Raw genomic sequence first — 25,611 nt, 5'->3', positions numbered from 1 at the left:
ATGTTGAACAAAGTTGTTCTTCTTCTGTCGTTTTTCTTGATGATCCTTTCACAGCCAGATATTGCTCCGTTAGTATCCTTAGTCGGGGGTTTGGTTGGTTATGGACTTTATTGGCATTCGGTAGAGGCGTATTCATCAAGGAAACGCTTGGTGATTTCGTTTCTTTGGATGGCAGGGGTTTCTGCGATTCATTTTTCTTGGATGGCATCCGCTTCGCTTTTAGGCTGGGTTATTTATTTCCCATGGCTAGCTCTGATTATAGTGTCGGGAGTAGTTTTTTCCCTGTTTTCTTCAGGGTTGTTTTGGATAAAAAAGCGTCAATCCTTTTGTTTTGTTGTCTTTACATTCCCTTTTCTTTGGGTGTTTTGGGAGACAATCAGGTATCACTGTATTTTTTCAGGAATTTCTTTGGATTATATAGGATGGGCTTTAACTGGGGTCCCCTATTTGGCTCAGTTTAGTTCTTTTTTTGGTTGGTCGGGGCTTAGTGTTATTGTAATAGCAACAAATATTTCTTTTTTGTATTTCTTAGAAAGTCGTCAGTTACGATTTTTTGTTCCCTTTTTATGCATATCTTTAGTGCCTTTTTGTCTGGGAGGGATGTTTCGAGAGATTGTAAAATATAGAGAGAAACTAACTTCAGTAAGGAGTGTAAAAGTTGCTCTGCTGCAGACTGCAGAGCCTCCTTTTATTGCTATTCCTTCAAACGCATTATCCGTCTGGGAAAGAATTTTTCGGCTATGTTCCAGAATAGATACTCAAGTGGATTTGATGGTCATGCCAGAAGTTTCTGTGCCTTTCGGGGTACACAGAAAGGTGTATCCGGCTAAAGATTTTTCTATTCTTCAAGAAACATGGTTCGGGAATAAGTCTAGTTTCCCCGATGCGTCATTGTTGTCAAATAAAGAAGTAGCATGTGAACTATCCAATAAGTTCAACTGCGATTTAGTGATGGGGTTTGAACGATTCGTTGACACAACTCGGCACTTTTACAACTCTGCCCTTATGTTTTCTCCAGGGAACATTCTTTCGGGTTGCTACGATAAAAGAATATTAGTCCCCGGGGGAGAGTATATCCCAGGTGGGAAAGTTGGCGAAAAATTTTTCCGGTTCTTTTGCCCGGAGTATGTTTTGCCATATGTAAGAGAACCGGGGATAAGATCTGGCATATTTGTTTCCAAGGATGGCATCCCTTTTGCTGTAACTATTTGTTATGAAGAAACTTTTGGACATTTAGTCAGGGAATATAAGCGGTTGGGAGCGCAGCTACTCATTAATATCTCCAATGATGGCTGGTATCCAAAATCTAGGTTGCCCAAGGTGCATTTTCTTCACGGAGTGACAAGGAATTTGGAATGCGGGTTACCCTGCATTAGAGCTTGCCATACTGGGGTAACAGCTGTGGTAGATTCTTTAGGACGTGTGGTTGCTAAACTTCCGGAGGACAGTATGATTCGAAAAGTTTTGCCTGGAGTTCTAATTGCAGAAATTTCATTGTTTGAATATTGCACGCCTTACGTAATTTATGGCGATTGGCCTGTGAGGGTTATTTCTTGGGCTGCTGTAGTTATTTTTTTGTGGTGGTATTTCCGATTTCAGCAACAGTATCGAGGAATAGCGTGAAGGGGCGTGAAGGGGTCTCTTGAGGGTGATTCGGGAAAAAGGTTTACAAGCATGTCAGTTGTAAAAAAAACTGAAGAATAATATACATTGGCTGTTTATCAGGTTTTTTCATGTTAGAACGAGCACAAAAGACGTTGAAAAAAGGGGTTAGGTTCTCTGGAGTAGGGGTTCATTCAGGAAAAGTTGCAGAAATTTTTTTATTGCCTGCTGAAGAGAACACAGGGGTTGTTTTTCAACGACGCAATCCAGAATCTGGAGAGTATGTGGATATTCCTGCACGTTTGGATTGCGTATCTAACACAGGGAGGAGCACCTCGTTACAAAGAGAAGGAGTTTCGGTTGTAACCATAGAGCACCTTCTAGCTGCGTTGAGGGCTTGCGAAATTGATAACGTGTTTATTAGATCTTCAGAAGAAGAGATTCCTATAGGGGACGGTAGTTCAGAGTCCTTTGTTCGGATCATTCAGCAAGCAGGGGTTTGTTCTCAGGGTAGCTCTGTTTTTCCCCGGAAGTTATCTCGGCCTGTTTTTTACCAGTCGGGAGACATATTTCTGGCTGCCTTCCCCTCTGATGAATTTAAGATTAGTTACACTTTGCATTATCCTCATTGCCGAATGATAGGAACGCAATACCGCTCCTTGGTGATTACAGAAGAAGTTTTTAAAAAAGAAATTGCTCCTTGTAGAACCTTTGCTTTGTATAATGAGCTGTGTTTTTTAATGGAGAAAGGGCTTATTCGAGGGGGCTCTTTGGAGAACGCTGTAATTTTCAAAGATGATGGAATTATTTGTAAGGGAAAATTAAGATTTACGGATGAACCAGTAAGACATAAAATGTTAGATCTAATAGGGGATCTTTCGTTGGTTGGGCAACCGTTTCTCGCTCATGTAGTGGCAGTAGGATCGGGGCACTCTTCGAATATTGCATTAGCTAAGGAATTGGTCTCGGTTCTACAATAACAAGGAATATGAGCTATATGAATGGTGAAGCACTTTCTGTGAAGGACATACTTGAGTTACTTCCTCATAGGTTTCCATTTCTTTTGGTGGATCGTGTGGTGGCGTACAGTTTTGAAGAAAAGTCTATTACGGCGCAAAAGAACGTATCGTTCAACGAGCAGTTTTTTGTAGGACACTTCCCTGACGCTCCTATTATGCCTGGGGTGTTAATTATAGAGGCCTTAGCACAGGCAGCGGGGCTGCTATTGGGAATGTTGCTAACGAAGGAAGAGAGAGAGAAAAAAGTTTCTTTATTTTTAGGTGTCAAAGAAGCTAAGTTTCGGCAAGCAGTGAGACCGGGAGATATTTTGACTCTTCAAGCAAATTTTTCGGTTCTTTCTGCCAAGGGGGGGAAGGCCGAGGCTAAGGCTTTTGTTGAGGCAGGGTTAGCTGCTGAAGCTTTTATTAGTTTTGCTCTTGTAGATAAAGCATCAATTTAATTGCGGAGATTTATGACGAACATTCATCCAACAGCGATAGTGGAGCCAGGGGCGCAGATAGGTGAGAATGTTGTTATCGAGCCGTTCGCAGTGATTAAAGCTACCGTAGTGTTAGAAGATCGCGTTGTCGTTAAGTCGCATGCTTACATAGATGGCCACACTACAATAGGAGAGGGGACTACTATTTGGCCTTCAGCTATGATAGGTAACAAGCCCCAGGATTTGAAATACCGCGGAGAAAAAACTTTTGTTGTCATTGGCAAGAATTGTGAGATTCGGGAGTTTGCTATTATAACTTCTTCGACTTTTGAAGGGACAAAAGTTTCCATAGGGGACAATTGTTTACTCATGCCGGGGGTGCACATTGCTCATAATTGTTCCATAGGGAATCATGTGATCATTAGTAACTACACGCAGCTAGCAGGTCACGTGCAGGTGGGAGATTACGCTGTTATAGGGGGAATGGTAGGAGTCCACCAGTTTGTGCGTATAGGCGCGTATTCCATGATTGGAGGATTGAGTGGTGTTAGGAGGGACGTGCCCCCCTACACTATAGGCATGGGAGATCCTCTTGTTCTGGGAGGAATCAACAAGGTTGGATTGCAAAGGCGTAAGTTGCCTTTTTCTGTAAGATCTGCTCTAATTAAGGCCTTTAAAATAGTTTACTCCTCAAGTTACTCATTCAAAGAAGCTTTAGGTATCGCGGAGCAAGAGGTTGGCGCGGTTCCTGAGGTAGCTTATTTTCTGGATTTTTGCAAGGAAGATAGTAAACGAGGAATAGAGCGTAATACAAAGAAGGTGTTTTTCATGGAGCAGAATTCAGAAAGAGAGGAAGTGCTTGTCGAATCTTAAGGCTATTTTTTTTGGTACTCCTGTTTTTGCTCGGACAGTGTTGGCTGGGTTGTTAGAGAAGGGGGTTTCCATTCTTTCTGTAGTTACTCGGATGGATAAGCCTGGGAAAAGATCCAGTGCAACGGTGCCTTCTCCTGTGAAAGAGCTCGCTTTGCAAAAAGGTATTCCGTTACTGCAGCCCGAGAAGGCTTCAGATCCTGTATTTGTAGAGGAATTGCGTAATATTGGTGCTGATATATTCCTGGTTGTGGCTTATGGGTCTATTCTCAGACAGGTGGTTTTAGACATTCCTAAGCATGGATGTTACAACCTGCACGCGGGGTTGTTGCCTTCATACAGGGGAGCCGCGCCCATCCAGCGTTGTATAATGGATGGAGTTACTGAGAGCGGGAATACGGTTATCCGTATGGATGCAGGTATGGATACAGGAGATATTGCTCTCAAAACACGGGTCCCGGTTTTGCCTGACATGACTGCAGGAGAATTAGCAGAAGTTCTTTCTTTGGGTGGGGCAGATGCTTTAATCCGGGTCATGCAAGAGATAGAAGAGGGTTCGTTAACATTAGAAAAACAGAACGATTCTTTGGCCTCCTTAGCGCCGAAACTAGAGAAAGCCGAAGGCAAGTTATGTTGGGATCGTTCTATCGAGGAAGTTTATAATTGCTTCCGTGGAGTGACGCCTTCTCCTGGAGCGTGGATGTCCGTTTCGATTCGGGGAAGCGGGCCTAAAAGGCTCTCTATTCTTGAAGCCCGCCCTGTTCATGGAAGTTTTCAAGGGAGACCAGGGGATCTCTTGAAAATATCAAAAAAAGATTTGGTAGTTCTCTGTAGGAGTGGGGCTTTATCTTTAAAGAAGGTGAAGCTAGAGGGGAAAACTGCTTTAAGCATAGAGAATTTTTTAAACGGAATTGCAGAGAATGAGGTTTTGGCTTGGCCTTGTTGAATTAGGGCTTTGTGATTTCTGTTTGTTCTGATATAATGCTCTGTCTTAGCAACTTAAGTTTCAACTGGGGGTGTGTATATGTCGAGTGGCGTGCGGTTATTCTCTTTGGCGCAGCGTGGATGTAGTTTTACTGTGCCGTCTACAAAAAAAGCTCCTCAAAAAGCATTGCTCAACAGGGTTTTTTGTGATCTAGGGAATCCGGTAAGTTCCTTTGTAAACAAAACAAGTGGGGTTGATAAATCCTTAAAGGTCTCTATAGCTGCCGCAGAGCTAACCAAGGGTATTATTTTGCAGCAGGGGGGAGGTGAAGCTTCTTTAGCGACAGCTTCTAATGTTCTTACTACGTTGAAGGACGCAAGGTCTGTGGTGGGGTTAACCAATGTTTTGAATGGGTGTATCCCTGGAGCAGTAGCCTCTGCTAGAAATTGTTATCAAAACTTCAGATATGCCTTTGCTGGAGAGAAGCAGGGAGTTGTTGATGAAAGAAACAGTGGTAAGGTTTATAATAAGCAATACTTAACACAAGGTGAATATTTGGCTGCTGCAATCAAGTCTGGGTGCGATTTTGTGGGGGCCTCTACATTTGCAGTCACATTTGGTTCCTTGAGGCCTGTTTTGCTTGCAGACAAGTTAACTCACGGTGGTTTAGTTAGTCGCCACACTAAAACTAATATGACGGCGACGTGTGATTATCTAATGGTAGCTAACCATGCGGCAGGTGTTGTTGGAGGGTCCATAGGGCTTGGGCTGGAGAATAGACAGTTTAATCGTGCATTATCTTCTTTAAATGCCATTGCTGAGTCATACGCCAGCAGAGTTGTTTCGAATGATGATCAAGAGCTCTTGCAGCAAGATATAGAAGCATTGAAAACTGCTCACAAGACGGCTATCAAGAAGGGGATTTGTGGTGTTGTTGAAAAAGCATTGGAGCTCTTCTTGGATGCGTTGAAACTTATAACATTCCCAATCACGCAGCCAGTTACTTTTATTGTTAGAGGTGCTGTAGGGATCGTTATCGGAGGTCTTGGAATGTACAAAGTTTGGTCTTCTGATCAATAATTTGGTTAAAATTCTTTTTAAAGACCAAAAAAGCCCACGGTTTTCGTGGGCTTTTTTATTGTTAAATCTTTTTCGTTTTGTTTCTGTAAACTATAGAAGGGGTATTTTATTAAGAACCTCTTTTTCTGTTGTAAAAATCTTCTCCCTCTGTTAACCTCTCCTTTTTATTTTCTTAGAGGAAAGGTTCCTTTTCTTTTTAGGGAAATTCTTTGACAACTATTTTTCGAATTCACGAGATGACGACTGTATGATTGAGGTCGTGTGTGTGTAGGGTATTTTATGCAAGCGCAGCTTAGTTTGATGGGAAAGAAAAAGGGAATGGTGCACATCTTTGATAAGGAAGGTGTTTTGGTCCCTTGTTCTGTGATCAGTTTAGAAAATAACATTGTTTCTCAGATTAAAACTGTAGAGTCCGATGGGTACTCGGCTGTGCAGTTGGCTTTTGAGGAGATCGTTGTTTCGGATCCTCGCACAGCTCTCCGCAGGGTTGGCAAGCCGCTTGCTGGGCATACGGCTAAGTTTGGGGATAAGTTTTTTAGGCATTTCAAGGAAGTAAGGGTTTCTGAAGATTCTTTGGGGGAATTTTCTCTTGGGCAGTCTTTGGGGATAGAGCTTTTTGAAAGTGTTGTTTCCGTAGATGTTAGTGGGGTTTCCAAGGGTAAGGGTTTTCAGGGAGTTATGAAAAAATATGGCTTTCGAGGGGGGCCTGCTAGTCATGGTTCAGGGTTTCATAGGCATGCTGGTTCTACTGGGATGCGTTCAACTCCGGGGAGGTGTTTTCCTGGAAGTCCTAGACCGAGTCATATGGGGGCTGATAATGTCACTGTAAAGAATCTAGAGGTTGTTAAAGTAGATGTGGATCGCAAGGTTCTTTTGGTGAAGGGGGCTGTTCCTGGTGGAAAGGGTGGTCTAGTTGTGGTTAAGCGTTCAATGGTTTCTAAGGGCAAGTAAAGCGGTTGATTCTCGAGGGGTATTTATCATGGTGATGTTGTCGAAATATAATTTCTCTGGGGAGAGGGTTGGAGAGGTTGAGTTGAGTGATCTCTTTTTCTCTGAAAAGGGGGTTAATCGTCAGGTCGTAAAAGATTATTTGGTGGCTTTGCGTGCAAACAAGCGTCAGTGGTCTGCTTGTACTAAGGGGCGGTCAGAGGTAAGTCATTCGACTAAGAAGCCTTTTAAGCAAAAAGGAACTGGGAATGCGCGGCAGGGGTGTTTGGCGGCTCCTCAATTTCGAGGAGGAGGAATAGTTTTTGGTCCTAAGCCAAAGTTTGATCAGCATATTCGTATTAACAAAAAAGAGCGTCGTTCGGCTTTGAGGTATCTTTTAGCTCAGAAGATACAGTCTAATGTGTTCTTTGTTGTGGAGGATGAGGTTTTTTCTTCTATGTCGGCTCCAAAAACTAGGCTGGTGGCGCAGTTTTTGAGGAATTGTCAAGTAGAAGAGAGGGGGGTTTTGTTTGTTGATTCGAAAAAGCATGTGCATTCGAATGAAAGTTTTAGAAAGAGTGTAAGAAATTTAGCTGCTTGCAAGGGTTTTGCTTACAACGAAAACTTAAATGGGTATGATGTTGCGTCTTCTAGGGGGATTGTGATCTCTGAAAGTGCGTTTTTTGAGTCTGTGGAGCGATTGCTTCAAGGTGTTTCGGGAGAGTAGAGGGGAGGCTGAAGGAAAAAATGTCTAGTCCTTATGATGTGATTAAAGGGTATTACATAACAGAGAAAGCTAAGGTTCTAGAAAGTTTAAGTCTTGGTGACGGCTCTGGGAGAAAGTCGGGGAGTTATTCCGCCGATCCGAAGTTTGTGTTTTTGGTGGCACAAGATGCAACAAAGCCTAGTATCGCAAAAGCTTTAGAGCAAATTTATGCGGAGAAAAACGCTCGAGTACTGAAGGTGAACACTATTTGTGTTAAGCCTAAGGCGAAGCGTGTATTTCGTAGTCGGAAGAAAGGGAAGTCTGCAGGATTTAAGAAAGCTATAGTTACTTTTCAGGCGGGTTTTTCTGTCGCTTAGTTGGTAGAGAGGTGTAAGGAATGTTTAAGAAGTTTAAGCCAGTCACTCCAGGATCTAGGCAGTTAGTTCTTCCTCGGTTTGATGAGTTAACCAGGATTGGAGACTTGAATGGATCTGCTTCTAAGAGAAGCGTAAGACCGCAGAAAAAATTGTCTGTGTTCATTAAGAAGAGTGGTGGAAGGGATAATTTAGGTCATATCTCTTGTCGTCATATCGGTGGGGGACACAAGCGTCTTTACCGAATCATAGATTTCAAAAGAAACAAAGATGGTATTCCAGCTAAAGTGGCTTCTGTCGAATATGATCCTAATAGATCTGCATACATAGCGCTTTTGCAGTATATTGATGGGGAGAAGCGGTATATTATAGCGGCCAAGGGGATGCAGCGAGGGGATGAGGTTTTCTCTGGAGAGGATAGTCCTTACAAGGTTGGCTGTTGCATGTCATTGAAGAAAATTCCTTTGGGCTCTTCTGTTCACAATGTTGAAATGCGCCCCGGAGGTGGAGGCAAGCTTGTTCGATCTGCTGGATTATCGGCTCAAGTTTTAGCTAAAAGTAATGGCTATGTGACTTTAAAGATGCCTTCGGGAGAGTTTCGTATGCTTCATGAAGGTTGTCGTGCGACTTTAGGGGAAGTCTCTAATGCCGATCACAATTTAAGAAATGATGGGAAAGCTGGAAGGCGTCGCTGGCAAGGAGTTCGGCCCACAGTTCGCGGTACAGCAATGAACCCTGTTGATCATCCGCATGGAGGTGGGGAAGGTCGACATAATGGTTATATCCCGCGTACTCCTTGGGGTAAGATGACGAAGGGATTAAAGACTAGAGCTAAACGTAAGAGCAATAAGTGGATTGTAAAAGACCGTAGGAAATAGGGAAGTATGGCTAGATCGTTAAGAAAAGGACCCTTTGTTGATCATCATTTGTTGAAGAAGGTTCGTGACATGAATCAAAGCGAGAAAAAGTCGCCTATTAAGACTTGGTCTCGCCGCTCCATGATTATACCTGAGATGGTGGGGCATACTTTTGAAGTTCATAACGGGAAGAAGTTTCTCTCTGTCTTTGTCTCTGAGACTATGGTGGGGCATAAGTTGGGGGAATTTGCTCCAACTAGGATATTCAAAAGCCATCCGGTTAAAAAAGGTTAAGGCGGAAGTGTGGGGCTATAAGGAGAAGGTGTATGTTTAAGGCTACGGCTCGTTATATTAGGGTGCAGCCGAGGAAGGCTAGACTCGTTGCTGGGATAATACGGAATTTGAGTGTTGCTGATGCGGCTGTTCAGCTTAGCTTTGTACAAGCGAAATCTGGAAAGCTTTTTAAAAAGGTTTTAGATAGTGCTGTGGCTAATGCAGAGCTTCATGACAATGTTAAGCGGGAAAAATTGAGTGTGTTAGAGGTTCGAGTTGATGCTGGACCTACATACAAACGAATAAAATCTAAAAGTCGTGGTGGAAGGTCTCCTGTTTTAAAGAGGACTAGCCATTTAACTGTTGTTGTCGGAGAGAACTAGGAGTTAGGTATTTATGGGTCAGAAGGGATGTCCTATAGGATTTCGCACTGGAGTTAACAAAAGTTGGCGTTCTCTTTGGTTTGGAAACAAAAAAGAGTTTGGAGAGTTTCTTGTGGAGGATGTCCGCATCCGAGAGTTTTTGAAGAAGAAACCTTCTTGTCAAGGAGCGGCTGGATTTACGATTCGCAGGATGAGTGAAAAGATAGAGGTGACGATACATACTTCGCGGCCGGGATTGGTTATAGGCAAAAAGGGTACTGAAGTAGACCTTTTGAAAGAAGAGCTTAGAAAGTTAACTGGGCGAGAAGTGTGGGTAGAGATAGCCGAAGTTAAGCGTCCAGAGTTGAATGCTAAGATCGTTGCTGATGGAATTGCTAAGCAGATCGAGAGGCGAGTGGCGTTTCGCCGAGCTATGAAGAAAGCAATGCAATCTGTCATGGACGCGGGAGCGTTAGGAGTAAAGATCCAGGTTTCTGGGAGATTGGCTGGTGCTGAGATTGCTCGTTCCGAGTGGTATAAGGAAGGGAAAGTGCCTTTGCATACGTTGAGAGCTGATATAGATTACGCTATCTCAACTGCTGAGACTACCTATGGAATTATAGGAATTAAAGTTTGGATAAATCTTGGAGAGAAAACTTCAGCGACTGCTCCTGTAGTGGCCGCATAAGAAGCTATAGTGTGGAGAAAACGACATGTTAATGCCTAAACGAATGAAGTTTCGAAAGCAGCAGAAAGGCCAATTTGCTGGGTTAAGCAAAGGTGGAAATTTTGTTGATTTCGGAGAGTTTGGGATGCAGACCCTCGAGAGAGGTTGGATAACTAGCCGTCAAATTGAGGCGTGCAGGGTGGCTATCAATAGACATTTGAAGAGAAAAGGAAAGGTTTGGATTCGAATTTTTCCTGATAAGAGTGTTTCGAAAAAGCCTGCAGAAACTCGTATGGGTAAGGGAAAAGGGGCTCCGGATCACTGGGTTGCTGTGGTTCGTCCTGGCAGGATTCTCTTTGAGGTGGCCAATGTGCCTCGAGAAGAAGCGCAGAATGCGTTAAGAAGAGCTGCGGCAAAGTTGGGAATTAAGACCAGGTTTGTTAAGCGAGTAGAGAGGGTTTAGTATGAAGCGTGGAGTTGTTTTAGAGGAGCTACGAGCCAAGAGTAATAGTGATTTGGACGCTTATATAGAAGAAATGAAGAGGCAAATATTTTCCTTAAAGGAAGAAGTTGTTCTTAGTAATAAGTCGGTTAAAGCACATTTATTTAGTGAGTGCCGCAAAAATATTGCTAGGGCTCTAACCATTAAACAAGAAAGAGCTAAAGGTAAAGAAAATGGCTGAGATGCAATCTCGAGGCAGAAGAAAAGTTAAGGTTGGTGTTGTCGTATCTTCCAAGATGATGAACACTGTTGTGGTAAGAGTGGAGAGGATGTATCCTCATCCTCAATACTCTAAGGTTGTCAGGGATTCTAAAAGATACTATGCCCATGTGGAAGAACAAGAAGGGGTTAAAGAAGGGGATACTGTTCGTATCGTTGAAACGAGGCCAATCTCTAAATTAAAGAGATGGCGAGTGGTCGAAGTTGTTAAATAACCTCTTATACGGAATTGGCGGGAAAGTAGAAATATGATTCAACAAGAAACTCAACTGAAAGTTGCCGATAATACTGGAGCGAAGAGAGTAAAGTGCTTTAAGGTCTTAGGCGGATCTAAGAAGCGTTATGCTACTGTAGGCGATGTGATAGTTTGTTCTGTTCGTGATACAGAGCCTGATAGCTCAGTTAAGAAAGGGGACGTAGTTAAAGCAGTAATTGTTCGTACTCGATGTGATATTTCTAGGAAAGACGGATCAAAGCTCCGATTTGATTCTAATAGTTGTGTCATTATCGACGATAAAGGGAATCCAAAAGGCACTCGTATTTTTGGGCCAGTAGCTCGAGAAATTCGAGATAAAGGTTTTATCAAGATTAGTTCTTTGGCTCCTGAAGTTATTTAAAATAGAAGAGTTGGGCATGAGTAAAAAGACGATTCGCAAGGGTGATGTAGTTCGAGTCATTTCCGGAAACGCAAAAGGAAGTGTAGGGAAAGTTCTTGCTTGTTCGGATGATAGGGTTACCGTAGAAGGGGTTAACGTTCGTATAAAAAATGTTAGGAAGAGTCAAGAGAATCCTAAAGGGAAGCGTATTTCGATAGAAGCTCCAGTTCATATTTCTAACGTCCGTTTATCTATAGATGGAAATCCGGCAAAGCTATCTGTCAGGTATGGTGAGAACGGGCAGAAAGAGCTTTGGCAAAAGAAACCAGACGGATCATTTGCTCTTTATCGTGTTGTAGGGAGAAAGGACTAAGATGAGTAGGTTGAAGGAATTATATTGCACAGAAATTAGACAGAAACTATCTGAGAAATTTCTGTATCGGAATGTAATGCAAATCCCTGTCTTAAAAAAGATTGTCATAAGCATGGGATTAGCTGAAGCAGCAAAAGATAAGAATCTTTTCCAGTCTCATTTAGAAGAGTTAGCGTATATTTCTGGTCAAAAACCGCTTGTTACTAAGGCAAAAAACTCTATTGCAGGATTTAAGTTGAGGGAAGGTCAAGGGATTGGAGCCAAAGTTACTCTTCGAGGGAAGAGAATGTATGATTTTATGGATAGATTCTGTAATATAGCTTCTCCTAGAATTAGGGACTTCAGAGGTTTTGGATTGAAGGGAGACGGTAGGGGTTGCTATTCCTTAGGGTTGGATGATCAGCAAATTTTCCCTGAAGTAGATCTTGATAAGGTTAAAAGGTCTCAAGGTATGAATATCACTTGGGTAACCACAGCAAAAACGGACGAAGAGTGTTTGGAGTTGCTGAGAGCTATGGGTCTACGATTTAAGAAGGCAGAATAAGGAGAGACAATGGGAACTACCAGTGATCCTATAGCGGATTTGCTTACAAGAATTAGGAACGCTTTGGCTGCAGAGCACACTTTCATAGATGTGGCTCATAGTAAGATAAAGGAGTCAATAATAGCGATCCTTAAGAAGAAAGGTTTTATTGCTCAGTATCTCGTCAAGGAAGAGAATAGAAAGAAAACTATGCGTATTTTCCTCAAATATGGGGAGAATAGGAAGCCTGTTATCAAGGGGTTAAGAAGGGTATCAAAGCCTTCTCTTAGGGTGTATGTTCCTTCCTCTAAGATTCCCTACGTATTTGGGAATATGGGTATTTCTGTTCTTTCTACTTCTAAGGGGGTAATCGAGGGTTCGTTGGCAAGGAGTAGCAACGTAGGTGGTGAGTTGCTCTGTCTTGTTTGGTAAGAAAAAGGAAATATAGGTAGAAAATGTCTCGTAAAGCTCGAGATCCCATTCAGCTTCCTAAAGGGGTGGAAGTTTCTTTGAATGGCGAAGAGATTATTGTAAAAGGGCCAAAAGGGGTTTTATCCCAGAAGTTGGTTAGGGAAGTAGTAGTTTCTGTAGATGATAGGAATATTACGGTTCAGCCTTCTCCCGACGTTGTAGATAGACCTAGTCGTTTGCAAGGGCTTTTTTGGGCGCTGATTGCAAACATGGTGAAGGGTGTCTCTGAGGGATTTGAAAAAAAATTGGAGATGATAGGAGTCGGTTTTAGAGCTGCTGTTCAAGGATCTTTATTGGATCTGTCTATAGGGGTCTCTCATCCGGTAAAAATGCCTATTCCGTCTGAATTACAAGTCTCCGTTGAAAAAAACACGCTTATTTCAGTTAAGGGTATCAACAAACAGTTAGTTGGGGAGTTTGCGGCTAAAGTGCGGGCGAAACGTCCTCCAGAGCCTTATAAGGGGAAAGGTATTCGCTATGAGGGAGAGTATGTTCGTCGTAAGGCTGGTAAGGCTGCAAAAACTGGTAAAAAATAGGTAAAAAATATGGAAAGTTCTCTTCTTAAGTCAAATTCGATGAAACGACGAAGAGCTCTCAGGGTTAGAAAGCATTTGAGAGGGTCCTTAGAGAGACCAAGGCTTTGTGTTGTAAAGACGAATAAGCATCTTTACGTTCAGCTCATAGATGATGAACAAGGAAAAACTCTTGGATCAGCTTCTACGATAGTAAAAGCATTAAAGAATACGGACCTAGCTAAGAAGAGTAGAGAGTCTGCGAAGCATCTAGGAGAGAAGATTGCTGAGATAGGAAAGGGTCTTAATATTAGTAAGGTTGTATTTGATCGGGGTCCCTTTAAGTACCATGGGGTTGTGGCTGCGATAGCGGATGCAGCGAGAGAAGGTGGATTGCAGTTTTAAAAGGAAGTATAATGACAGCATCAAAAAACTCTCATCATAGAGAAGATCACTTGGAAGAGAAAGTTCTCTTCGTAAACCGGTGTTCAAAAGTTGTGAAAGGGGGAAGAAAATTTAGTTTTTCAGCCCTAATTTTGGTTGGTGATGGTAAGGGCCGTGTCGGCTACGGTTTTGCTAAGGCTAACGAGCTAACAGATGCGATAAGGAAAGGTGGAGAAGCTGCCAAAAAGAACTTGATCAGGGTTAAGGCTATGGAGAATGGCTCCATACCACATGAGGTTAGAGTGAATTTTGATGGAGCCCAGCTACTTTTGAAGCCCGCAAAGCCAGGAACAGGTATAGTGGCAGGATCTAGAGTCAGGTTGATTCTGGAAATGGCTGGGGCAAAGGATATCGTTGCAAAAAATATTGGATCCAATAATCCAGTCAATCAGGTGAAAGCTACTTTTAAAGCCCTTTCAGAGCTTACTGTTAAGGAAGACGTATTGAAGGGAAGAGGTGTTGCAAATGATTAAGTTAGAATCTTTGTTCGATCACTCGGGAAGAAAACGAAGGAAGAAGTTATTAGGACGGGGTCCCTCTTCTGGTCATGGAAAAACTTCTGGTCGAGGACATAAGGGGGATGGAAGTAGATCCGGTTATAAGCGACGCTTTGGCTATGAAGGGGGTGGGGTCCCTTTATATAGAAGGGTTCCGACTAGGGGTGCGGACGTAACTCGATTCGCAAGCAAAGTAGAGGAAGTTACCACGGAGAGATTGGATGCTGCTTTTCAAGATGGAGATGAAGTTTCTCTTTTTATCTTGAAGGAGAAGAAGATAGTCTCTAAGAAGGCCTCTGGTGCTAAGATTATTTTAAAAGGGGATTTGACTAAGAAGCTTACCTGTAGGGATTCTTTGATACAATTTTCCTTGGGGGCGCAGTCTGTCTTGGGAATTTCTTAGTGGTTTGTTGTAAAGCAACGGTATTATGATTACGTTAAAGAAGATCTTTTCGGTCATTGAGCTTAGAAATCGGATATACTTGACTCTTCTATTGTTGGCTGCTTGCCGTATAGGGGTGTTTATACCTGTTCCAGGTATTAATGGGGAAAGAGCTTTAGCGTATTTTAAACAACTCATAGGTGGTGGTCAGAATCTCTTTCAGCTAGTGGATGTGTTTTCTGGAGGGGCTTTTGCCCAGATGACGGTGATTGCTCTGGGTGTAGTGCCTTATATTTCGGCGTCCATTATAGTCCAGTTGATGATGATATTCATGCCAGCCCTTCAAAGAGAAGTCAGGGAGTCTCCGGATCTTGGTCGAAGAAAAATTGGGAAGTATACTCGTCTTTTGACTGTTGGATTAGCGATAATCCAGGCTGTGTTATTTGCAAAATTTGCTCTTCGGATGGATGCGGCTGTTCCGGGCATTGTTCTTCCTATCATGCTTGCTCCTAAGCTATTTGGGATCCCTTGGGTTTTTTATTTAACAATCTCCTTAGTCATGACTACAGGGACATTGCTGTTGATGTGGATTGGTGAGCAAATTTCGGATAAAGGGATAGGAAATGGAGTTAGCTTGATTATAGCCTTGGGGATACTTTCTTCCTTTCCTTCTGTTGTGGGTTCCGTCATTAATCGTTTGAACATAGGGTCTCAAGAAGCCTCCGATTTTGGTTTTCTTTCTCTGTTACTCTTGCTTGTCGTGTTTGTTTTGGTCGTGCTTTCTACGGTTTTAATTATAGAAGGTGTTCGTAAGATCCCTGTTCAGTATGCTAGGAGGATTATTGGGCGTAGGGAGGTTCCCGGAGGAGGAGCTCATCTTCCTCTGAAGGTCAATTATGCGGGAGTTATTCCTGTAATTTTTGCCTCTTCTTTGCTTATGTTTCCTGCTACCATTGGGCAGTTTATGACTTCAGAGTCTTCATGGTTAAGGCGGATAGCATTATTTATTTCTCCAGGAACCTGGGCGTACTCTGTGTGTTTTGTGTTGCTTATAATTTTCTTTACGTATTTTTGGACAGCCACACAGTTTCATCCGGAACAAATTGCTTCTGAAATGAAAAAGAATAACGCTTTTATTCCTGGAATTAAGCAAGGGAAAGCTACCCAAGCGTATCTGGAGTACACAATGACTAGAGTAACGCTTCTTGGTGCAGTTTTTCTTGCCGGGATAGCTATATTTCCTTCAATTTTGGGTCGTCTTCTTAAAGTAGACTCCAACGTGAGTTATTTTTTAGGAGGGACTGCAATGTTGATTGTTGTTGGAGTTATTCTTGATACGATGAAACAAATAGACGCTTTTCTCCTGATGAGGAGATATGACGGCTTTTTAAAAAACAAAAAGGGCTAGTAGCAAGGAAGGCGTTGAAAAATAACAGTTTTTGACCTAATATTTCAGGGTTTTAAATAGAGAGTTAAGCACATGCCACGCATTATTGGAACAGATATTCCAGCGAAGAAAAAGTTAGTTGTGAGCCTTACGTATATTTACGGAATAGGGCCAGCTTTGTCTGCAGAGATTATTCGGAAATTGCAGTTGAATCCTGATTCGAAGGCAGGAGAGTTGACTGAGGAGGAAATTGGAAGGTTAAATGCTTTGTTGCAGGCGGAGTATTTGGTCGAAGGGGATCTCAGACGCAGTGTTCAGTCTGATATCAAACGTTTAATAGCGATACACTCCTATCGAGGGTCGAGACATCGCTTGTCTCTACCTGTTAGAGGTCAACGAACGAAAACGAATTCGCGTACTCGAAAAGGGAAACGTAAGACCGTAGCCGGTAAAAAGAAATAATTTTAATTTAGGAGTCTTGTTTTGGTTAAAAATCAAATGCAGGTCAAGAAGGGAGCTAAAAAGAAAATCACGAAAAGTGTTCCTTCTGGAGTTGTTCATGTTAAGGCGACATTCAATAATACCATTGTGACCATCACAGATCCTGCAGGCAATGTGATTTCTTGGGCTTCTGCAGGTAAGGTTGGGTATTCTGGATCCAGAAAGTCTTCAGCGTTCGCGGCTACAGTCGCCGCTCAGGATGCTGCGAAGATAGCTATGAATGCTGGGTTGAAAGAAGTAGAAGTATGCTTGAAAGGCACAGGGGCAGGGAGAGAGTCCGTGGTCCGAGCTTTGATAGGGTCTGGTTTAGTTGTTTCTCTTATCAGGGATGCTACACCAGTGCCGCACAACGGGTGCAGGCCTAGAAAAAGACGAAGAGTTTAATTTTGGGGGAATGGGTTGACTATGACAGAACAAGAAGAACCAGCTTTACTGTACGATAAATTCGAACTCCCTGAATGTGTTAGAGTGAAGGCTATAGAAGGGCAGTCTTCGGATAAAAAAGTTCGGTTTGTTGCTGAGCCTTTAGAGAAGGGTGTGGGACACACTTTAGGAAACGCTTTGCGTCGCATACTTTTGATTGGCCTTGAGGCTCCAGCTATTGTTTCCTTCTCCATGACGGGAGTTTTGCACGAGTATATGTCCGTTGAGGGGATTGTTGAGGATGTAACTAACATAGTCTTAAATTTGAAAGGTTCTTTGCTCAGGATGCTTCCGATGCGAGGTAGCGAAGAAGGAAGGAGTATACGAAATGTTCGCTCCCAAATTAATGTGGACGCCTCACTTTTAGCTGAGAGTAATGGGTGTTACCAAGTCAGGCTTATTGATTTATTGAAAGGTGGAGAATTCGAGGCGGTTAATCCAGAACATGTCATTTTTTCTGTGACAAAGCCTATGCAGGTGGACATTGAGTTGAAAGTTGCTTTCGGAAGAGGATATATTACTTCGGAAAGGATTCAGCTTGAAAGTAAGGGAGTTAACGAAATAGTTCTTGATGCCGCCTTTTCCCCTGTTTCTTTGGTTAATTACTTCGTTGAAGATACTCGCGTAGGGCAGGATACAGATTTTGATAGATTGATTTTAGATGTGGAAACCGATGGTCGAATATCTCCTAAGGAAGCGGTTTCCTTTGCAACTCAGATATTAGTGAAACACTTTGCTATTTTCGAGAAAATGGACGAGCGCAAATTGGTCTTTGAGGAAACGGTCTCAATAGAGAAGGAAAGTAAAGACGATATGTTGCATAAGCTAGTTCTTGGCATTAACGAAATAGAGCTTTCTGTTCGTTCTACGAATTGTTTGTCTAACGCAAATATAGAGACAATAGGTGAGCTGGTTATTATGCCAGAGCCTCGTTTGTTGCAATTCCGAAACTTTGGTAAAAAATCTCTTTCCGAAATTAAAAATAAGTTGAAGGAGATGAAATTAGAGTTAGGAATGGATCTAAGCTCGTTTGGAGTTGGTCTCGATAATGTGAAGGAAAAAATGAAATGGTATGCGGAGAAGATCCGGTCTAAGAATACAAAAGGGTAAGGGTTATTTTTATGCAGCATGCTAGTAAGAAATTTAGGGTCGGAAGGACTTCTTCTCATAACCGTTGTATGATAGCGAATATGTTGAAGTCGTTGATTGACCTGGAAAGGATAGAAACGACTTTGCCTAAAGCAAAGGAACTGCGTCGACATGCTGATCGGATGATCACCTTGGCAAAGAAGAATACCTTAGCTGGTGTGAGATTAGCTTCGGCTAGGCTGATGATTCGGTACAACAAATTGTCCCCAAAAGAGGCTAGGAAGGCAAAAGCTGGGGATGTTTCTTGTTACAATACTGACCGAAGAGTCATAAATAAGCTATTTAAGGATTTGGGGGTTCGGTTCAGTAATAGGCAAGGCGGTTACACTAGGATTTTGAGATTGCAAAATAGAGTTGGTGATAATGCTCAAAAGTGTATTATAGAGTTTTTAAGCAACTAGATAGGTTGCCTAAGAATCAGTAATACAGGAATTGACAGATGAGAATTGCGATTAACGGGTTCGGTCGTATTGGCCGTTTGGTTTTAAGACAGCTTCTTAGTAGAAATTCTGGCCTGGAGGTTTGTGCTATAAATGATCTAGTTCCAGGTGATGGGCTGGCGTATCTTTTTAAATATGACTCCACCCACGGGAAGTTTTCTAAATCCGTTTCTTGTGAAAATGAGCATCTGGTTATTGAAGGGCACAATAAGATCCAGTTTCTTGCAGAGAGAGATGTAACGAAGCTACCTTGGAAAGATCTAGGGATTGACGTAGTCGTTGAGAGTACGGGGCTTTTTACTCAGAAGGAGGCTGCAAGTAAACATCTAGAGGCCGGAGCGAAAAAGGTGCTTATTTCAGCTCCTGGTAAGGGAGAGATTCCCACCTTTGTAATGGGGGTTAACCACGAAAAGTATGATCCATCTGTGGATCACATAATTTCTAATGCTTCATGTACTACAAACTGTCTGGCTCCCTTGGCTAAGGTTGTTAACGATTGTTTTGGTATAGAAGAAGGACTAATGACTACTGTTCACGCTGTCACAGCTTCTCAACCGGTTGTTGATGGCCCTTCTAAAAAGGACTGGAGAGGAGGGAGGAGTTGTTTGCAAAATATCATCCCAGCTTCTACAGGAGCCGCAAAAGCTGTTACGTTATGCCTTCCGGAGTTGAAGGGAAAGTTGACAGGTATGGCCTTTAGAGTGCCTACGGCAGATGTTTCTGTAGTAGATTTAACCGTGAGATTGGCGAAGAGTACTTCTTACGAAGAAATTTGCAAGGCTGTGAAGTCTGCTTCTGAAGGCGGGATGAAGGGAATATTAGGATACACGGAAGACGAAGTAGTTTCGTCAGATTTCAAGGGGTCTGTATTTTCTTCTGTTTTTGATGCTGGGGCAGGTATCGGGTTGAATGACAGGTTCTTTAAACTTGTTTCCTGGTACGATAATGAGATTGGCTATGCAACCCGTGTGGTTGATTTATTAGAATACATGTCCAAGAAGAGCTAAATAAAGGTTTGAGAGATAGTGTACTTTACTAGAGATCCCGTTATAGAGACGGTAATTACAGCTAGAGAAGGATATAAGTTATCGATTCGCAATAGTAAACATGTTTCCCAAGATCCTTTTGTTGTCGAAGCAGTGGAAGTGGTGTCTGTGGGAAAGATGGGCTTTTTCAGGAACTGCGACAGAACGAAGCCTTTTCTTGTGCCTGTCAGTGACTATGAGGTCATGGAAATTCGAGATGCAAGAATCAACTTAAAGGCTGTAGGGCTGGAAAAAGGAGTCAAGATAGCCGGAGGGAGAGAGGCGCTGTTGAAACTTTCAAGACCGGTACCAAAGACTGTTGTGGAGTCAGAAGATTCTCAGGATCAGATTTCTTCTGAAGAGAGTGTTGATAATTTAGTTGCAGACGTAAATGCAGTTAAAAAGTCAAAAAAGGAGTTTTCTTCTAAATCAGACAAGTGGAAGGAAAAAAAACGGCAGGGGAAAAGAAAATCTAGCAAAGATGTAGCAGAGGTCGCTGATTCTTCGAAAGAGGTTCTTGAGACTGTAGTTGAAGAAGTTCTTGAAGAGCAAGCAGCTGAGGAAAGTGTTGTTTCGGGTAAAAAGAAATTTTCTTTACTTCCGCCTCCTTCTAAGTTAATTTCTGAGGTTTTTTCCAAGGGAGAGTCTTCAACTTCTGTAGGTTCTGAGTCTTCGGTTGTCGGCGTTGATGTTGACCTTAATTTACAAGACTCCTTGGATGTTTTGGCTTCAGAAGGAAATAGCGGAGTGGCTTCGATTTTGGAGAAAGGAGAATCCGTTAACGAGATGTTTGCTCTTGAGCCTGAAGGCTTGGAACACCAGGAGGATTCTTTTTCCTAGAAGATCTTCTAGTCTATCTACTTGACTCTTAACATTCATATCTGTACTCTCTTCTTCTTGCTCGGATGGTGGAATGGTAGACACTAGGGACTTAAAATCCCTTGGGCGTGGGCCCGTGCAAGTTCGAGTCTTGTTCCGAGCAGTAATTTCTTATGTCTCACGTGGTTGGCGGGATGTTGCTCTTAGCTGTGGGGCGTTTTAAGCTTCGCCACTTTCCCTAAAAAATTTGTTTTCTTTCTTTTTCTTTTTTAGCCCCTTACTTCAGGGCGGAGCTTTCTTTGTGTTTCTCTATAGGACAAGAAAAGGTTTCCTTGTTATATATCCGTTTGTAGCGAAAATCCTTTGTAGAGGTGGTCGTTTTGCGACTGATGTCGTTATTAAAACAAAAAACCTCCCTAATAAAAAAGACTTTCTTTTTCAAGCGATTTGCGAAAATAGAAAGCTCTCTTTTCTATGAAAAACTTCCTTCAAGTTTTCTTGCCTTTCTTTGTTATAGCAAAGATCAGGAGATGGAAAGTTTAGAAGATATTTTAAAAGAATTTTTATCAGCCATGCTGAAAATGACTGAAGATATTCAACATTTTTCTGAAGAGCATTTATCTTCGACAATATCTGAAGATGAGAGTATCCTCCATAGGCAAGAAATTTTTTCATTACGTGCGGAAATGCGTGACTTAGAAGATAATAAAAACGCTGAGATTGAGAAATTGGCTGGTGAGAACAGCTGGTTAAGGGATCGTCTCGAAGAGAAGTTGAGATTAAGTCAGTATCGAGGGGAAGTGATTGATGGTCTTAAAAGAGAGATAGCTAAGTTAGCTAATGAAGCAGAGATCGGGGAAAGCAGACGACTTTGTTATGAATATAGAATTAAGGTGTTAGAAGATCGTTTGGAAAAAGTCCCTATGCAGGAATGTAATTCCTTGAGTTCTATTGAAGAAGAAACTTAAGGTTTTGATAAAGTTGGTTGAGAAAAGAGAACACGAGAGAAGTTTTTTGGGTGATGCGTTTTCTACAAAAGATCTTATATTAGGGATTGATCCGGGGACAGCAACTACGGGTTATGCTTTTTTATATGTTGAAAAACGGTATCGCTTCGTTCCCTATAAATTTGGAAAAATAGAACCCTCTCCTAGATTATCTTTGACTCAAAGGTACCGTATTCTCTTTGAAAACATGAGGGATCTCATTACAGAGAACAAGCCTTCTGTAGTCGTATTAGAGACACAGTTTGTTCACAAAAATCCTCAAAGTACTATAAAGTTAGGCATGGCTCGGGGTGTGTTGGTCTTAGCAGCTTCTCTGAACGAAATTCCGGTGTTTGAGTACCCTCCCGCTGTGGCTAAGGTAGCCGTGGTAGGGAAAGGAAATGCAAGGAAAGAACAAGTCCAATTGATGACTAGCCGATTGTTAGGATTGCCGGACTTGCAAAAACCGTCCAACGAAGATGTTGCAGATGCTTTTGCTTTGGCTATTTGTCATGCGCAGTCTCGAAATAGATTAACATCCAGAGTAGTTTTGTAGAGTAGAGAGTCTATGTTTGAGTACATTCGAGGGACGTTGTCTAATGCTTTCCCTACCTATTTAGTAGTTGACGTGGGTGGTTTGGGGTATTGTATTTACGTCCCAGAACGTTTGTCTATAGAGTTGTCTTCCAAAATAGAGCAGGAAGTTATCGTTTTTGTTCATTCCATTGTTAGGGAGACAGAAAATATTTTGTATGGGTTTTCTTCCAGGGAGGAGAGGGAATGTTTTCGACTTTTGATAGCGTCTTCTGGGATTGGTCCTAAGTTAGCTTGCTCAATTTTGAATTCGTTTTCTTTAGCACAATTGTCCTCTGTTGTTCGGTCTGAGGACAGTAAGACAATAGCTTCCGTCCCTGGGTTAGGGAAGAAAACTGCAGAGAAGTTAATGGTAGATTTAAAAGAAAAATTGCCAGCATTGATTCATTCTTTGGGGGGAATTGGGAAAGATCGCGGTCTTATGCTAAGAAAATCTGGTTCCAGTCTAAAGGAAAATGGAATTTTGGCATTGATTTCCTTGGGTTATTCAAAAATTTTAGCAGAAAAGATGATAACAGAAGCTCTCCAAGAATTACCGGAAGAAAGTTCTTTAGAGAAAATTATCCCGGTAGCTTTAAAGAAAGCTTTCTAATTTATTGCTTCGCAACAAGCATTACTGGTTTTTACAAAAGATATTTCCTTGTAAAGCAAAAAGGTTTCTTTTGTGTATAATCGCCCCTCTTGAAAATACTAAAAATTAGAGGAGTCTTTCAATGGCGTTGGAAAGAACGTTATCTATTATCAAACCGGATTCTGTTGCTAAAGCAAATATAGGGGCTATAGTTTCCGTCTTTGAAAAGGCTGGATTGAAAATAGCGGCAATGAAGATGATGCACTTGTCTAAAAAACAAGCAGAGGGATTTTATTTTGTTCATAAATCTAGGCCATTTTTTGGAGAATTAGTAGATTTTATGATTTCAGGGCCTGTTGTTGTCATGGTTTTGGAAGGAGAAAATGCCATAGCTCGCAATAGGGAGTTAATGGGAGCAACAGATCCTAAAAATGCGGCTGAAGGTACCATTCGAGCTCTCTACGGTGAGTCCGTAGGGATTAATGCGGTGCATGGGTCTGATAGTTTAGAAAACGCTTTAATAGAAGTGGCTTATTTTTTTGCTAGTACAGAAATTGTTAATGCCTCTTAACGACAATGATCTAGGTGTAAGAGTGCCGTTGCTACACGGTGCTCCTTCTCTAAAAAAGGGGAAAGACTTTCTTCTTTGACTTTTTCTAAGGGGATGCAATTTGAAATTCTTTCGATTAGGGCCTCTACGAAAGTTTCTTTTTTAGTGAAGAGCGGCTTTAGCGTTGTTAAAAAGTCTGAGTGCGAGCGATTCTTTCTGTAGTCAGGTTGTTTTTGTGGTAGCTTTAGGTAGCGGGTAATTTTTTCAAGATTCATGTCCCACAAAAAACTTGTATGATGGACAAATCGGCCTTTTTGCATGTATTGTCCATTCCCGCCAAATTTCTTAGAGTCGAAGACGTAATCGTTTCCTTGTATAGCAAAAGAAGGGGGGAATATTGGGGCATAAGTTGTGTAGGAACGAAGAAGAATGTCTTGGGGGCTGAGTGAGGGTTTATTTTCAGATATTATCCAAGAAACCATAATGGTATCCTGGTCTAGGTAAACGGTTCCTCCACCGCTGTAGCGTCGAACAACAGGAATGTTGTCTTCGAGAACGTTTTCTATGAATAAGTCCTCAATAGGGTTACAGGATATTCCAAGCACGATCGAACTCGGAGGATTAATATTAATTAAGCATATATTTCTGGAGTCACAACGTAACAAAGCTTCTTCTACAAGAAGTTGCTGGTAAATTGGAGTATTTTTTAAGTAGATTAGGAAGCATTTATTGGTAAGCATGCTTTCTTAGGGCTACGATTAGCACTTGAATATCTGCGGAAGCAATCCCAGAAATACGTGACGCAGATCCGACGGTTTCTGGGGAAAACTTCGCTAGTTTCTCTCGAGCTTCCAAGCTTAGAGCAGAGATGGAAGAAAAATCAAATCCCTGAGGGATAGGGATATTTTCAGATTTCTCCAAGCTCTTTATGACAGCCAGTTGCCTATTTACGTAACCGGCATATTTGATCTCCATCTCAAGAGATGCGTTAAGAAATGGTCCTAGATCTTGCACATCATCGGGGAACATCTGCATTAAACGCTCGTAGGAGACTTCTGGTCGGCACAATATTTTGGATAGAGAAAGAACAGAATCGCCTATCTTCCTATGCAGTTTGCTGAGACGAACTTTTTCTTCCTCAAGGGTGGCCATATACTTCTCAAACAAGGCACACTTTTCTGGGGACAGCGTACCTAAAGTTTTTCCATAATGCATCAAACGGAAACAAGCATTGTCTTGCCTTAGAACTAAACGATGTTCGGCTCTTCCAGTGAACATACGATAAGGCTCATCTAAAACTTGTGTTGTCAGATCGTCCAACATGACTCCAATATAAGACTCCCTCCTAGACGGAATAAAAGCAGGATTTCCTAAAATTTTATTCACAGCATTAATTCCAGCAACAAGCCCTTGAGCAGCGGCTTCTTCGTATCCCGTAGTTCCATTAATTTGACCGCAAAGGAATAAACCCTCAACTATTTTACTTTCTAAAGTTCTTCGAATGACATTTCCATAGACATAGTCATACTCTATAGCATAGGCCGGGCGAGAGATTACAGCGTTTTCCAATCCGACAATGGAACGGATAATTTGGTACTGTACATCAAACGGAAGGGAAGTAGAAACACCGTTTACATATATTTCTTTTGTGTATATTCCTTCCGGTTCCAAGAAAATATGATGAGTCTCTTTATCTGCAAATTTGACTACTTTGTCTTCAATAGAAGGACAGTAACGAGGACCAACTCCTTCTATGGATCCTCCATATAAAGCTGATCTATCTAAGTTTTTTTCAACAATTAACTTTGTTTGAGGCGTCGTTCGTGAAATATAGCAAGAGACTTGAGGCAATTTTGGGGTAAAAAACTCTTCTCTATGAGAAAAACAAACCCCTGGTTCACCCGGCTGTTCTTCTGTTTGAGAAAAATCTATAGAGGAGGAAAGTACCCTTGGCGGAGTGCCTGTTTTTAACCTTCCCAAAGGAAAACCTAAAGATTGGAGAGCTTTTGATAAACCTTGAGTTGCTGCATCTCCCAAGCGACCGCCTGGGAAATTTTTATCTCCTATGTGGATAAGTCCACGCATAAAGGTTCCAGAGGAAAGAATCACAGTTTTGCCGCGATAGGAAATACACTCCTTTGTGGAAACCCCTTTAACTTGATCATCCTGAACAATAAGAGAATCAACGGTCCCCTGCATGATATGAAGGTTATGTACTTCCTCCAGGGCCCGTTTCATGTTGATATGGTACAACTGCTTATCAGACTGAGCTCTAGGAGCCCTAACAGCTGGCCCTTTCGCTCGATTGAGAATCCTGAACTGTATGCCAGAATCATCTGCTACTTGTGCCATCAAGCCACCAAGAGCATCTATCTCTCGAACGATGTGTCCTTTCCCTATGCCCCCTATAGCCGGATTACAGCTCATTTTAGCTATAGTATCGAGATTTGAGGTAAGCAAGAGGACAGAGGCCCGCATTTTGGAGGCCACATATGCGGCCTCACACCCAGCGTGTCCCCCTCCCACAACGATAACATCGTACTCGACCGGGTAGGCCCACATAGAA

At 42.1% G+C, this 25,611-nt stretch carries 37 protein-coding genes and 1 tRNA gene; 36 read left to right on the top strand and 2 right to left on the bottom strand.

Annotation, left to right across the window (positions count from 1 at the left end; genetic code table 11):
• The 36 genes from lnt (at nt 1) to ndk (ending at nt 23,066) form a co-directional block, all read left to right on the top strand.
• Nucleotides 1-1,623 (top strand): apolipoprotein N-acyltransferase, encoded by a 1,623-nt coding sequence (gene lnt, locus KJA62_RS04250; protein WP_213318768.1) that lies wholly within the window; start codon nt 1-3, stop codon nt 1,621-1,623.
• Between the two features lie 110 nt (nt 1,624-1,733).
• Nucleotides 1,734-2,582: a UDP-3-O-acyl-N-acetylglucosamine deacetylase gene (gene lpxC / locus KJA62_RS04245; protein ID WP_213318767.1), complete on the top strand. Its 849-nt coding sequence runs from the start codon at nt 1,734-1,736 to the stop codon at nt 2,580-2,582.
• A gap of 17 nt (nt 2,583-2,599) precedes the next feature.
• Nucleotides 2,600-3,061: a 3-hydroxyacyl-ACP dehydratase FabZ gene (fabZ, locus tag KJA62_RS04240; RefSeq protein WP_213318766.1), complete on the top strand. Its 462-nt coding sequence runs from the start codon at nt 2,600-2,602 to the stop codon at nt 3,059-3,061.
• Between the two features lie 12 nt (nt 3,062-3,073).
• Nucleotides 3,074-3,913, top strand: coding sequence for an acyl-ACP--UDP-N-acetylglucosamine O-acyltransferase (gene lpxA, locus KJA62_RS04235; RefSeq protein WP_213318765.1), 840 nt, complete (start codon nt 3,074-3,076; stop codon nt 3,911-3,913).
• Nucleotides 3,900-4,856 carry a methionyl-tRNA formyltransferase gene (gene fmt, locus KJA62_RS04230; RefSeq protein ID WP_213318764.1) on the top strand — a complete coding sequence of 319 codons (957 nt, stop codon included), beginning with the start codon at nt 3,900-3,902 and terminating at the stop codon, nt 4,854-4,856. Before lpxA ends, fmt begins: the two co-directional genes overlap by 14 nt.
• Nucleotides 4,857-4,934: 78 nt before the next feature.
• On the top strand, nt 4,935-5,915 hold the full coding sequence (locus tag KJA62_RS04225) for a CT529 family inclusion membrane protein (RefSeq protein ID WP_213318763.1): 981 nt from the start codon (nt 4,935-4,937) through the stop codon (nt 5,913-5,915).
• A gap of 279 nt (nt 5,916-6,194) precedes the next feature.
• A complete protein-coding gene (gene rplC / locus KJA62_RS04220; protein ID WP_213318762.1) occupies nt 6,195-6,866 on the top strand; it encodes a 50S ribosomal protein L3 in 672 nt (223 codons plus the stop codon).
• A gap of 28 nt (nt 6,867-6,894) precedes the next feature.
• On the top strand, nt 6,895-7,569 hold the full coding sequence (gene rplD / locus KJA62_RS04215) for a 50S ribosomal protein L4 (protein WP_213318761.1): 675 nt from the start codon (nt 6,895-6,897) through the stop codon (nt 7,567-7,569).
• 20 nt (nt 7,570-7,589) lie between these two features.
• Nucleotides 7,590-7,925 carry a 50S ribosomal protein L23 gene (gene rplW / locus KJA62_RS04210; protein WP_213318760.1) on the top strand — a complete coding sequence of 112 codons (336 nt, stop codon included), beginning with the start codon at nt 7,590-7,592 and terminating at the stop codon, nt 7,923-7,925.
• A gap of 20 nt (nt 7,926-7,945) precedes the next feature.
• On the top strand, nt 7,946-8,800 hold the full coding sequence (gene rplB, locus KJA62_RS04205) for a 50S ribosomal protein L2 (protein ID WP_213318759.1): 855 nt from the start codon (nt 7,946-7,948) through the stop codon (nt 8,798-8,800).
• A 6-nt stretch (nt 8,801-8,806) separates the two neighbouring features.
• Nucleotides 8,807-9,073 carry a 30S ribosomal protein S19 gene (rpsS, locus tag KJA62_RS04200; protein WP_213318758.1) on the top strand — a complete coding sequence of 89 codons (267 nt, stop codon included), beginning with the start codon at nt 8,807-8,809 and terminating at the stop codon, nt 9,071-9,073.
• 32 nt (nt 9,074-9,105) lie between these two features.
• Complete coding sequence (rplV, locus tag KJA62_RS04195) at nt 9,106-9,435, top strand: 50S ribosomal protein L22 (RefSeq protein ID WP_213318757.1); 330 nt, start codon at nt 9,106-9,108, stop codon at nt 9,433-9,435.
• Nucleotides 9,436-9,448: 13 nt separating this feature from the next.
• Nucleotides 9,449-10,102: a 30S ribosomal protein S3 gene (gene rpsC / locus KJA62_RS04190; RefSeq protein ID WP_213318756.1), complete on the top strand. Its 654-nt coding sequence runs from the start codon at nt 9,449-9,451 to the stop codon at nt 10,100-10,102.
• A 25-nt stretch (nt 10,103-10,127) separates the two neighbouring features.
• Complete coding sequence (gene rplP / locus KJA62_RS04185; RefSeq protein ID WP_213318755.1) at nt 10,128-10,544, top strand: 50S ribosomal protein L16; 417 nt, start codon at nt 10,128-10,130, stop codon at nt 10,542-10,544.
• Nucleotide 10,545: 1 nt separating this feature from the next.
• A complete protein-coding gene (rpmC, locus tag KJA62_RS04180) occupies nt 10,546-10,764 on the top strand; it encodes a 50S ribosomal protein L29 (protein ID WP_213318754.1) in 219 nt (72 codons plus the stop codon).
• A gap of 1 nt (nt 10,765) precedes the next feature.
• Entirely contained in the window at nt 10,766-11,017 is a 252-nt protein-coding gene (gene rpsQ, locus KJA62_RS04175; RefSeq protein ID WP_425513840.1) for a 30S ribosomal protein S17, read from the top strand.
• A gap of 33 nt (nt 11,018-11,050) precedes the next feature.
• Nucleotides 11,051-11,419 carry a 50S ribosomal protein L14 gene (gene rplN / locus KJA62_RS04170; protein WP_213318752.1) on the top strand — a complete coding sequence of 123 codons (369 nt, stop codon included), beginning with the start codon at nt 11,051-11,053 and terminating at the stop codon, nt 11,417-11,419.
• A 16-nt stretch (nt 11,420-11,435) separates the two neighbouring features.
• A complete protein-coding gene (gene rplX / locus KJA62_RS04165; protein ID WP_213318751.1) occupies nt 11,436-11,771 on the top strand; it encodes a 50S ribosomal protein L24 in 336 nt (111 codons plus the stop codon).
• A gap of 1 nt (nt 11,772) precedes the next feature.
• Complete coding sequence (gene rplE / locus KJA62_RS04160; protein WP_213318750.1) at nt 11,773-12,315, top strand: 50S ribosomal protein L5; 543 nt, start codon at nt 11,773-11,775, stop codon at nt 12,313-12,315.
• Nucleotides 12,316-12,324: 9 nt separating this feature from the next.
• Nucleotides 12,325-12,726 (top strand): 30S ribosomal protein S8, encoded by a 402-nt coding sequence (rpsH, locus tag KJA62_RS04155; RefSeq protein ID WP_213318749.1) that lies wholly within the window; start codon nt 12,325-12,327, stop codon nt 12,724-12,726.
• Between the two features lie 23 nt (nt 12,727-12,749).
• The gene (rplF, locus tag KJA62_RS04150; protein ID WP_213318748.1) at nt 12,750-13,301 is read left to right on the top strand and encodes a 50S ribosomal protein L6; all 552 of its coding nucleotides are present in this window, start codon (nt 12,750-12,752) and stop codon (nt 13,299-13,301) included.
• 9 nt (nt 13,302-13,310) lie between these two features.
• Entirely contained in the window at nt 13,311-13,682 is a 372-nt protein-coding gene (rplR, locus tag KJA62_RS04145; protein ID WP_213318747.1) for a 50S ribosomal protein L18, read from the top strand.
• Nucleotides 13,683-13,693: 11 nt separating this feature from the next.
• A complete protein-coding gene (gene rpsE, locus KJA62_RS04140) occupies nt 13,694-14,194 on the top strand; it encodes a 30S ribosomal protein S5 (RefSeq protein ID WP_213318746.1) in 501 nt (166 codons plus the stop codon).
• Nucleotides 14,187-14,621, top strand: a complete 435-nt coding sequence (gene rplO / locus KJA62_RS04135; RefSeq protein ID WP_213318745.1) for a 50S ribosomal protein L15 — start codon at nt 14,187-14,189, stop codon at nt 14,619-14,621. Before rpsE ends, rplO begins: the two co-directional genes overlap by 8 nt.
• Nucleotides 14,622-14,646: 25 nt before the next feature.
• Complete coding sequence (secY, locus tag KJA62_RS04130) at nt 14,647-16,008, top strand: preprotein translocase subunit SecY (protein WP_213318744.1); 1,362 nt, start codon at nt 14,647-14,649, stop codon at nt 16,006-16,008.
• Nucleotides 16,009-16,080: 72 nt separating this feature from the next.
• Nucleotides 16,081-16,449, top strand: a complete 369-nt coding sequence (gene rpsM / locus KJA62_RS04125) for a 30S ribosomal protein S13 (protein WP_213318743.1) — start codon at nt 16,081-16,083, stop codon at nt 16,447-16,449.
• A gap of 21 nt (nt 16,450-16,470) precedes the next feature.
• Complete coding sequence (gene rpsK / locus KJA62_RS04120) at nt 16,471-16,872, top strand: 30S ribosomal protein S11 (protein WP_213318742.1); 402 nt, start codon at nt 16,471-16,473, stop codon at nt 16,870-16,872.
• A gap of 21 nt (nt 16,873-16,893) precedes the next feature.
• Entirely contained in the window at nt 16,894-18,021 is a 1,128-nt protein-coding gene (locus tag KJA62_RS04115; RefSeq protein WP_213318741.1) for a DNA-directed RNA polymerase subunit alpha, read from the top strand.
• Between the two features lie 11 nt (nt 18,022-18,032).
• Nucleotides 18,033-18,461, top strand: a complete 429-nt coding sequence (gene rplQ, locus KJA62_RS04110; RefSeq protein ID WP_213318740.1) for a 50S ribosomal protein L17 — start codon at nt 18,033-18,035, stop codon at nt 18,459-18,461.
• Between the two features lie 38 nt (nt 18,462-18,499).
• Entirely contained in the window at nt 18,500-19,507 is a 1,008-nt protein-coding gene (gap, locus tag KJA62_RS04105; RefSeq protein ID WP_213318739.1) for a type I glyceraldehyde-3-phosphate dehydrogenase, read from the top strand.
• A gap of 18 nt (nt 19,508-19,525) precedes the next feature.
• Nucleotides 19,526-20,365, top strand: a complete 840-nt coding sequence (locus KJA62_RS04100) for a hypothetical protein (RefSeq protein ID WP_213318738.1) — start codon at nt 19,526-19,528, stop codon at nt 20,363-20,365.
• Nucleotides 20,366-20,424: 59 nt separating this feature from the next.
• Nucleotides 20,425-20,507, top strand: a tRNA-Leu gene (locus tag KJA62_RS04095).
• A gap of 367 nt (nt 20,508-20,874) precedes the next feature.
• Nucleotides 20,875-21,312 (top strand): hypothetical protein, encoded by a 438-nt coding sequence (locus KJA62_RS04090; RefSeq protein ID WP_213318737.1) that lies wholly within the window; start codon nt 20,875-20,877, stop codon nt 21,310-21,312.
• Between the two features lie 46 nt (nt 21,313-21,358).
• Nucleotides 21,359-21,886 carry a crossover junction endodeoxyribonuclease RuvC gene (gene ruvC / locus KJA62_RS04085; protein ID WP_213318736.1) on the top strand — a complete coding sequence of 176 codons (528 nt, stop codon included), beginning with the start codon at nt 21,359-21,361 and terminating at the stop codon, nt 21,884-21,886.
• A 12-nt stretch (nt 21,887-21,898) separates the two neighbouring features.
• On the top strand, nt 21,899-22,516 hold the full coding sequence (gene ruvA / locus KJA62_RS04080) for a Holliday junction branch migration protein RuvA (RefSeq protein WP_213318735.1): 618 nt from the start codon (nt 21,899-21,901) through the stop codon (nt 22,514-22,516).
• Between the two features lie 127 nt (nt 22,517-22,643).
• Nucleotides 22,644-23,066: a nucleoside-diphosphate kinase gene (gene ndk / locus KJA62_RS04075; RefSeq protein WP_213318972.1), complete on the top strand. Its 423-nt coding sequence runs from the start codon at nt 22,644-22,646 to the stop codon at nt 23,064-23,066.
• On the opposite strand, the gene KJA62_RS04070 is transcribed toward ndk, so the two are convergent.
• Entirely contained in the window at nt 23,063-23,785 is a 723-nt protein-coding gene (locus KJA62_RS04070; protein WP_213318734.1) for a lipoate--protein ligase family protein, read from the bottom strand. The genes ndk and KJA62_RS04070 overlap by 4 nt on opposite strands.
• Nucleotides 23,772-25,607: a tRNA uridine-5-carboxymethylaminomethyl(34) synthesis enzyme MnmG gene (gene mnmG, locus KJA62_RS04065; protein ID WP_213318733.1), complete on the bottom strand. Its 1,836-nt coding sequence runs from the start codon at nt 25,605-25,607 to the stop codon at nt 23,772-23,774. The genes KJA62_RS04070 and mnmG overlap by 14 nt, the downstream gene beginning before the upstream one ends.
• Between the last annotated feature and the right edge of the window lie 4 nt (nt 25,608-25,611).

This window comes from Chlamydiifrater volucris (assembly GCF_902806995.1).
Classification (GTDB): domain Bacteria; phylum Chlamydiota; class Chlamydiia; order Chlamydiales; family Chlamydiaceae; genus Chlamydiifrater; species Chlamydiifrater volucris.
The sequence above is the reverse complement of the archived record's forward strand: the minus strand, read 5'-3'. Positions and strand labels throughout refer to the sequence as shown.

Coding starts and splice junctions, on each gene's coding strand:
- lnt (WP_213318768.1), top strand. CDS start 1: ATGTTGAACAAAGTTGTTCTTCTTCTGTCGTTTTTCTTGATGATCCTT.
- lpxC (WP_213318767.1), top strand. CDS start 1,734: ATGTTAGAACGAGCACAAAAGACGTTGAAAAAAGGGGTTAGGTTCTCT.
- fabZ (WP_213318766.1), top strand. CDS start 2,600: ATGAATGGTGAAGCACTTTCTGTGAAGGACATACTTGAGTTACTTCCT.
- lpxA (WP_213318765.1), top strand. CDS start 3,074: ATGACGAACATTCATCCAACAGCGATAGTGGAGCCAGGGGCGCAGATA.
- KJA62_RS04225 (WP_213318763.1), top strand. CDS start 4,935: ATGTCGAGTGGCGTGCGGTTATTCTCTTTGGCGCAGCGTGGATGTAGT.
- rplC (WP_213318762.1), top strand. CDS start 6,195: ATGCAAGCGCAGCTTAGTTTGATGGGAAAGAAAAAGGGAATGGTGCAC.
- rplD (WP_213318761.1), top strand. CDS start 6,895: ATGGTGATGTTGTCGAAATATAATTTCTCTGGGGAGAGGGTTGGAGAG.
- rplW (WP_213318760.1), top strand. CDS start 7,590: ATGTCTAGTCCTTATGATGTGATTAAAGGGTATTACATAACAGAGAAA.
- rplB (WP_213318759.1), top strand. CDS start 7,946: ATGTTTAAGAAGTTTAAGCCAGTCACTCCAGGATCTAGGCAGTTAGTT.
- rpsS (WP_213318758.1), top strand. CDS start 8,807: ATGGCTAGATCGTTAAGAAAAGGACCCTTTGTTGATCATCATTTGTTG.
- rplV (WP_213318757.1), top strand. CDS start 9,106: ATGTTTAAGGCTACGGCTCGTTATATTAGGGTGCAGCCGAGGAAGGCT.
- rpsC (WP_213318756.1), top strand. CDS start 9,449: ATGGGTCAGAAGGGATGTCCTATAGGATTTCGCACTGGAGTTAACAAA.
- rplP (WP_213318755.1), top strand. CDS start 10,128: ATGTTAATGCCTAAACGAATGAAGTTTCGAAAGCAGCAGAAAGGCCAA.
- rpmC (WP_213318754.1), top strand. CDS start 10,546: ATGAAGCGTGGAGTTGTTTTAGAGGAGCTACGAGCCAAGAGTAATAGT.
- rpsQ (WP_425513840.1), top strand. CDS start 10,766: ATGCAATCTCGAGGCAGAAGAAAAGTTAAGGTTGGTGTTGTCGTATCT.
- rplN (WP_213318752.1), top strand. CDS start 11,051: ATGATTCAACAAGAAACTCAACTGAAAGTTGCCGATAATACTGGAGCG.
- rplX (WP_213318751.1), top strand. CDS start 11,436: ATGAGTAAAAAGACGATTCGCAAGGGTGATGTAGTTCGAGTCATTTCC.
- rplE (WP_213318750.1), top strand. CDS start 11,773: ATGAGTAGGTTGAAGGAATTATATTGCACAGAAATTAGACAGAAACTA.
- rpsH (WP_213318749.1), top strand. CDS start 12,325: ATGGGAACTACCAGTGATCCTATAGCGGATTTGCTTACAAGAATTAGG.
- rplF (WP_213318748.1), top strand. CDS start 12,750: ATGTCTCGTAAAGCTCGAGATCCCATTCAGCTTCCTAAAGGGGTGGAA.
- rplR (WP_213318747.1), top strand. CDS start 13,311: ATGGAAAGTTCTCTTCTTAAGTCAAATTCGATGAAACGACGAAGAGCT.
- rpsE (WP_213318746.1), top strand. CDS start 13,694: ATGACAGCATCAAAAAACTCTCATCATAGAGAAGATCACTTGGAAGAG.
- rplO (WP_213318745.1), top strand. CDS start 14,187: ATGATTAAGTTAGAATCTTTGTTCGATCACTCGGGAAGAAAACGAAGG.
- secY (WP_213318744.1), top strand. CDS start 14,647: ATGATTACGTTAAAGAAGATCTTTTCGGTCATTGAGCTTAGAAATCGG.
- rpsM (WP_213318743.1), top strand. CDS start 16,081: ATGCCACGCATTATTGGAACAGATATTCCAGCGAAGAAAAAGTTAGTT.
- KJA62_RS04115 (WP_213318741.1), top strand. CDS start 16,894: ATGACAGAACAAGAAGAACCAGCTTTACTGTACGATAAATTCGAACTC.
- rplQ (WP_213318740.1), top strand. CDS start 18,033: ATGCAGCATGCTAGTAAGAAATTTAGGGTCGGAAGGACTTCTTCTCAT.
- gap (WP_213318739.1), top strand. CDS start 18,500: ATGAGAATTGCGATTAACGGGTTCGGTCGTATTGGCCGTTTGGTTTTA.
- KJA62_RS04090 (WP_213318737.1), top strand. CDS start 20,875: ATGGAAAGTTTAGAAGATATTTTAAAAGAATTTTTATCAGCCATGCTG.
- ruvA (WP_213318735.1), top strand. CDS start 21,899: ATGTTTGAGTACATTCGAGGGACGTTGTCTAATGCTTTCCCTACCTAT.
- KJA62_RS04070 (WP_213318734.1), bottom strand. CDS start 23,785: ATGCTTACCAATAAATGCTTCCTAATCTACTTAAAAAATACTCCAATT.
- mnmG (WP_213318733.1), bottom strand. CDS start 25,607: ATGTGGGCCTACCCGGTCGAGTACGATGTTATCGTTGTGGGAGGGGGA.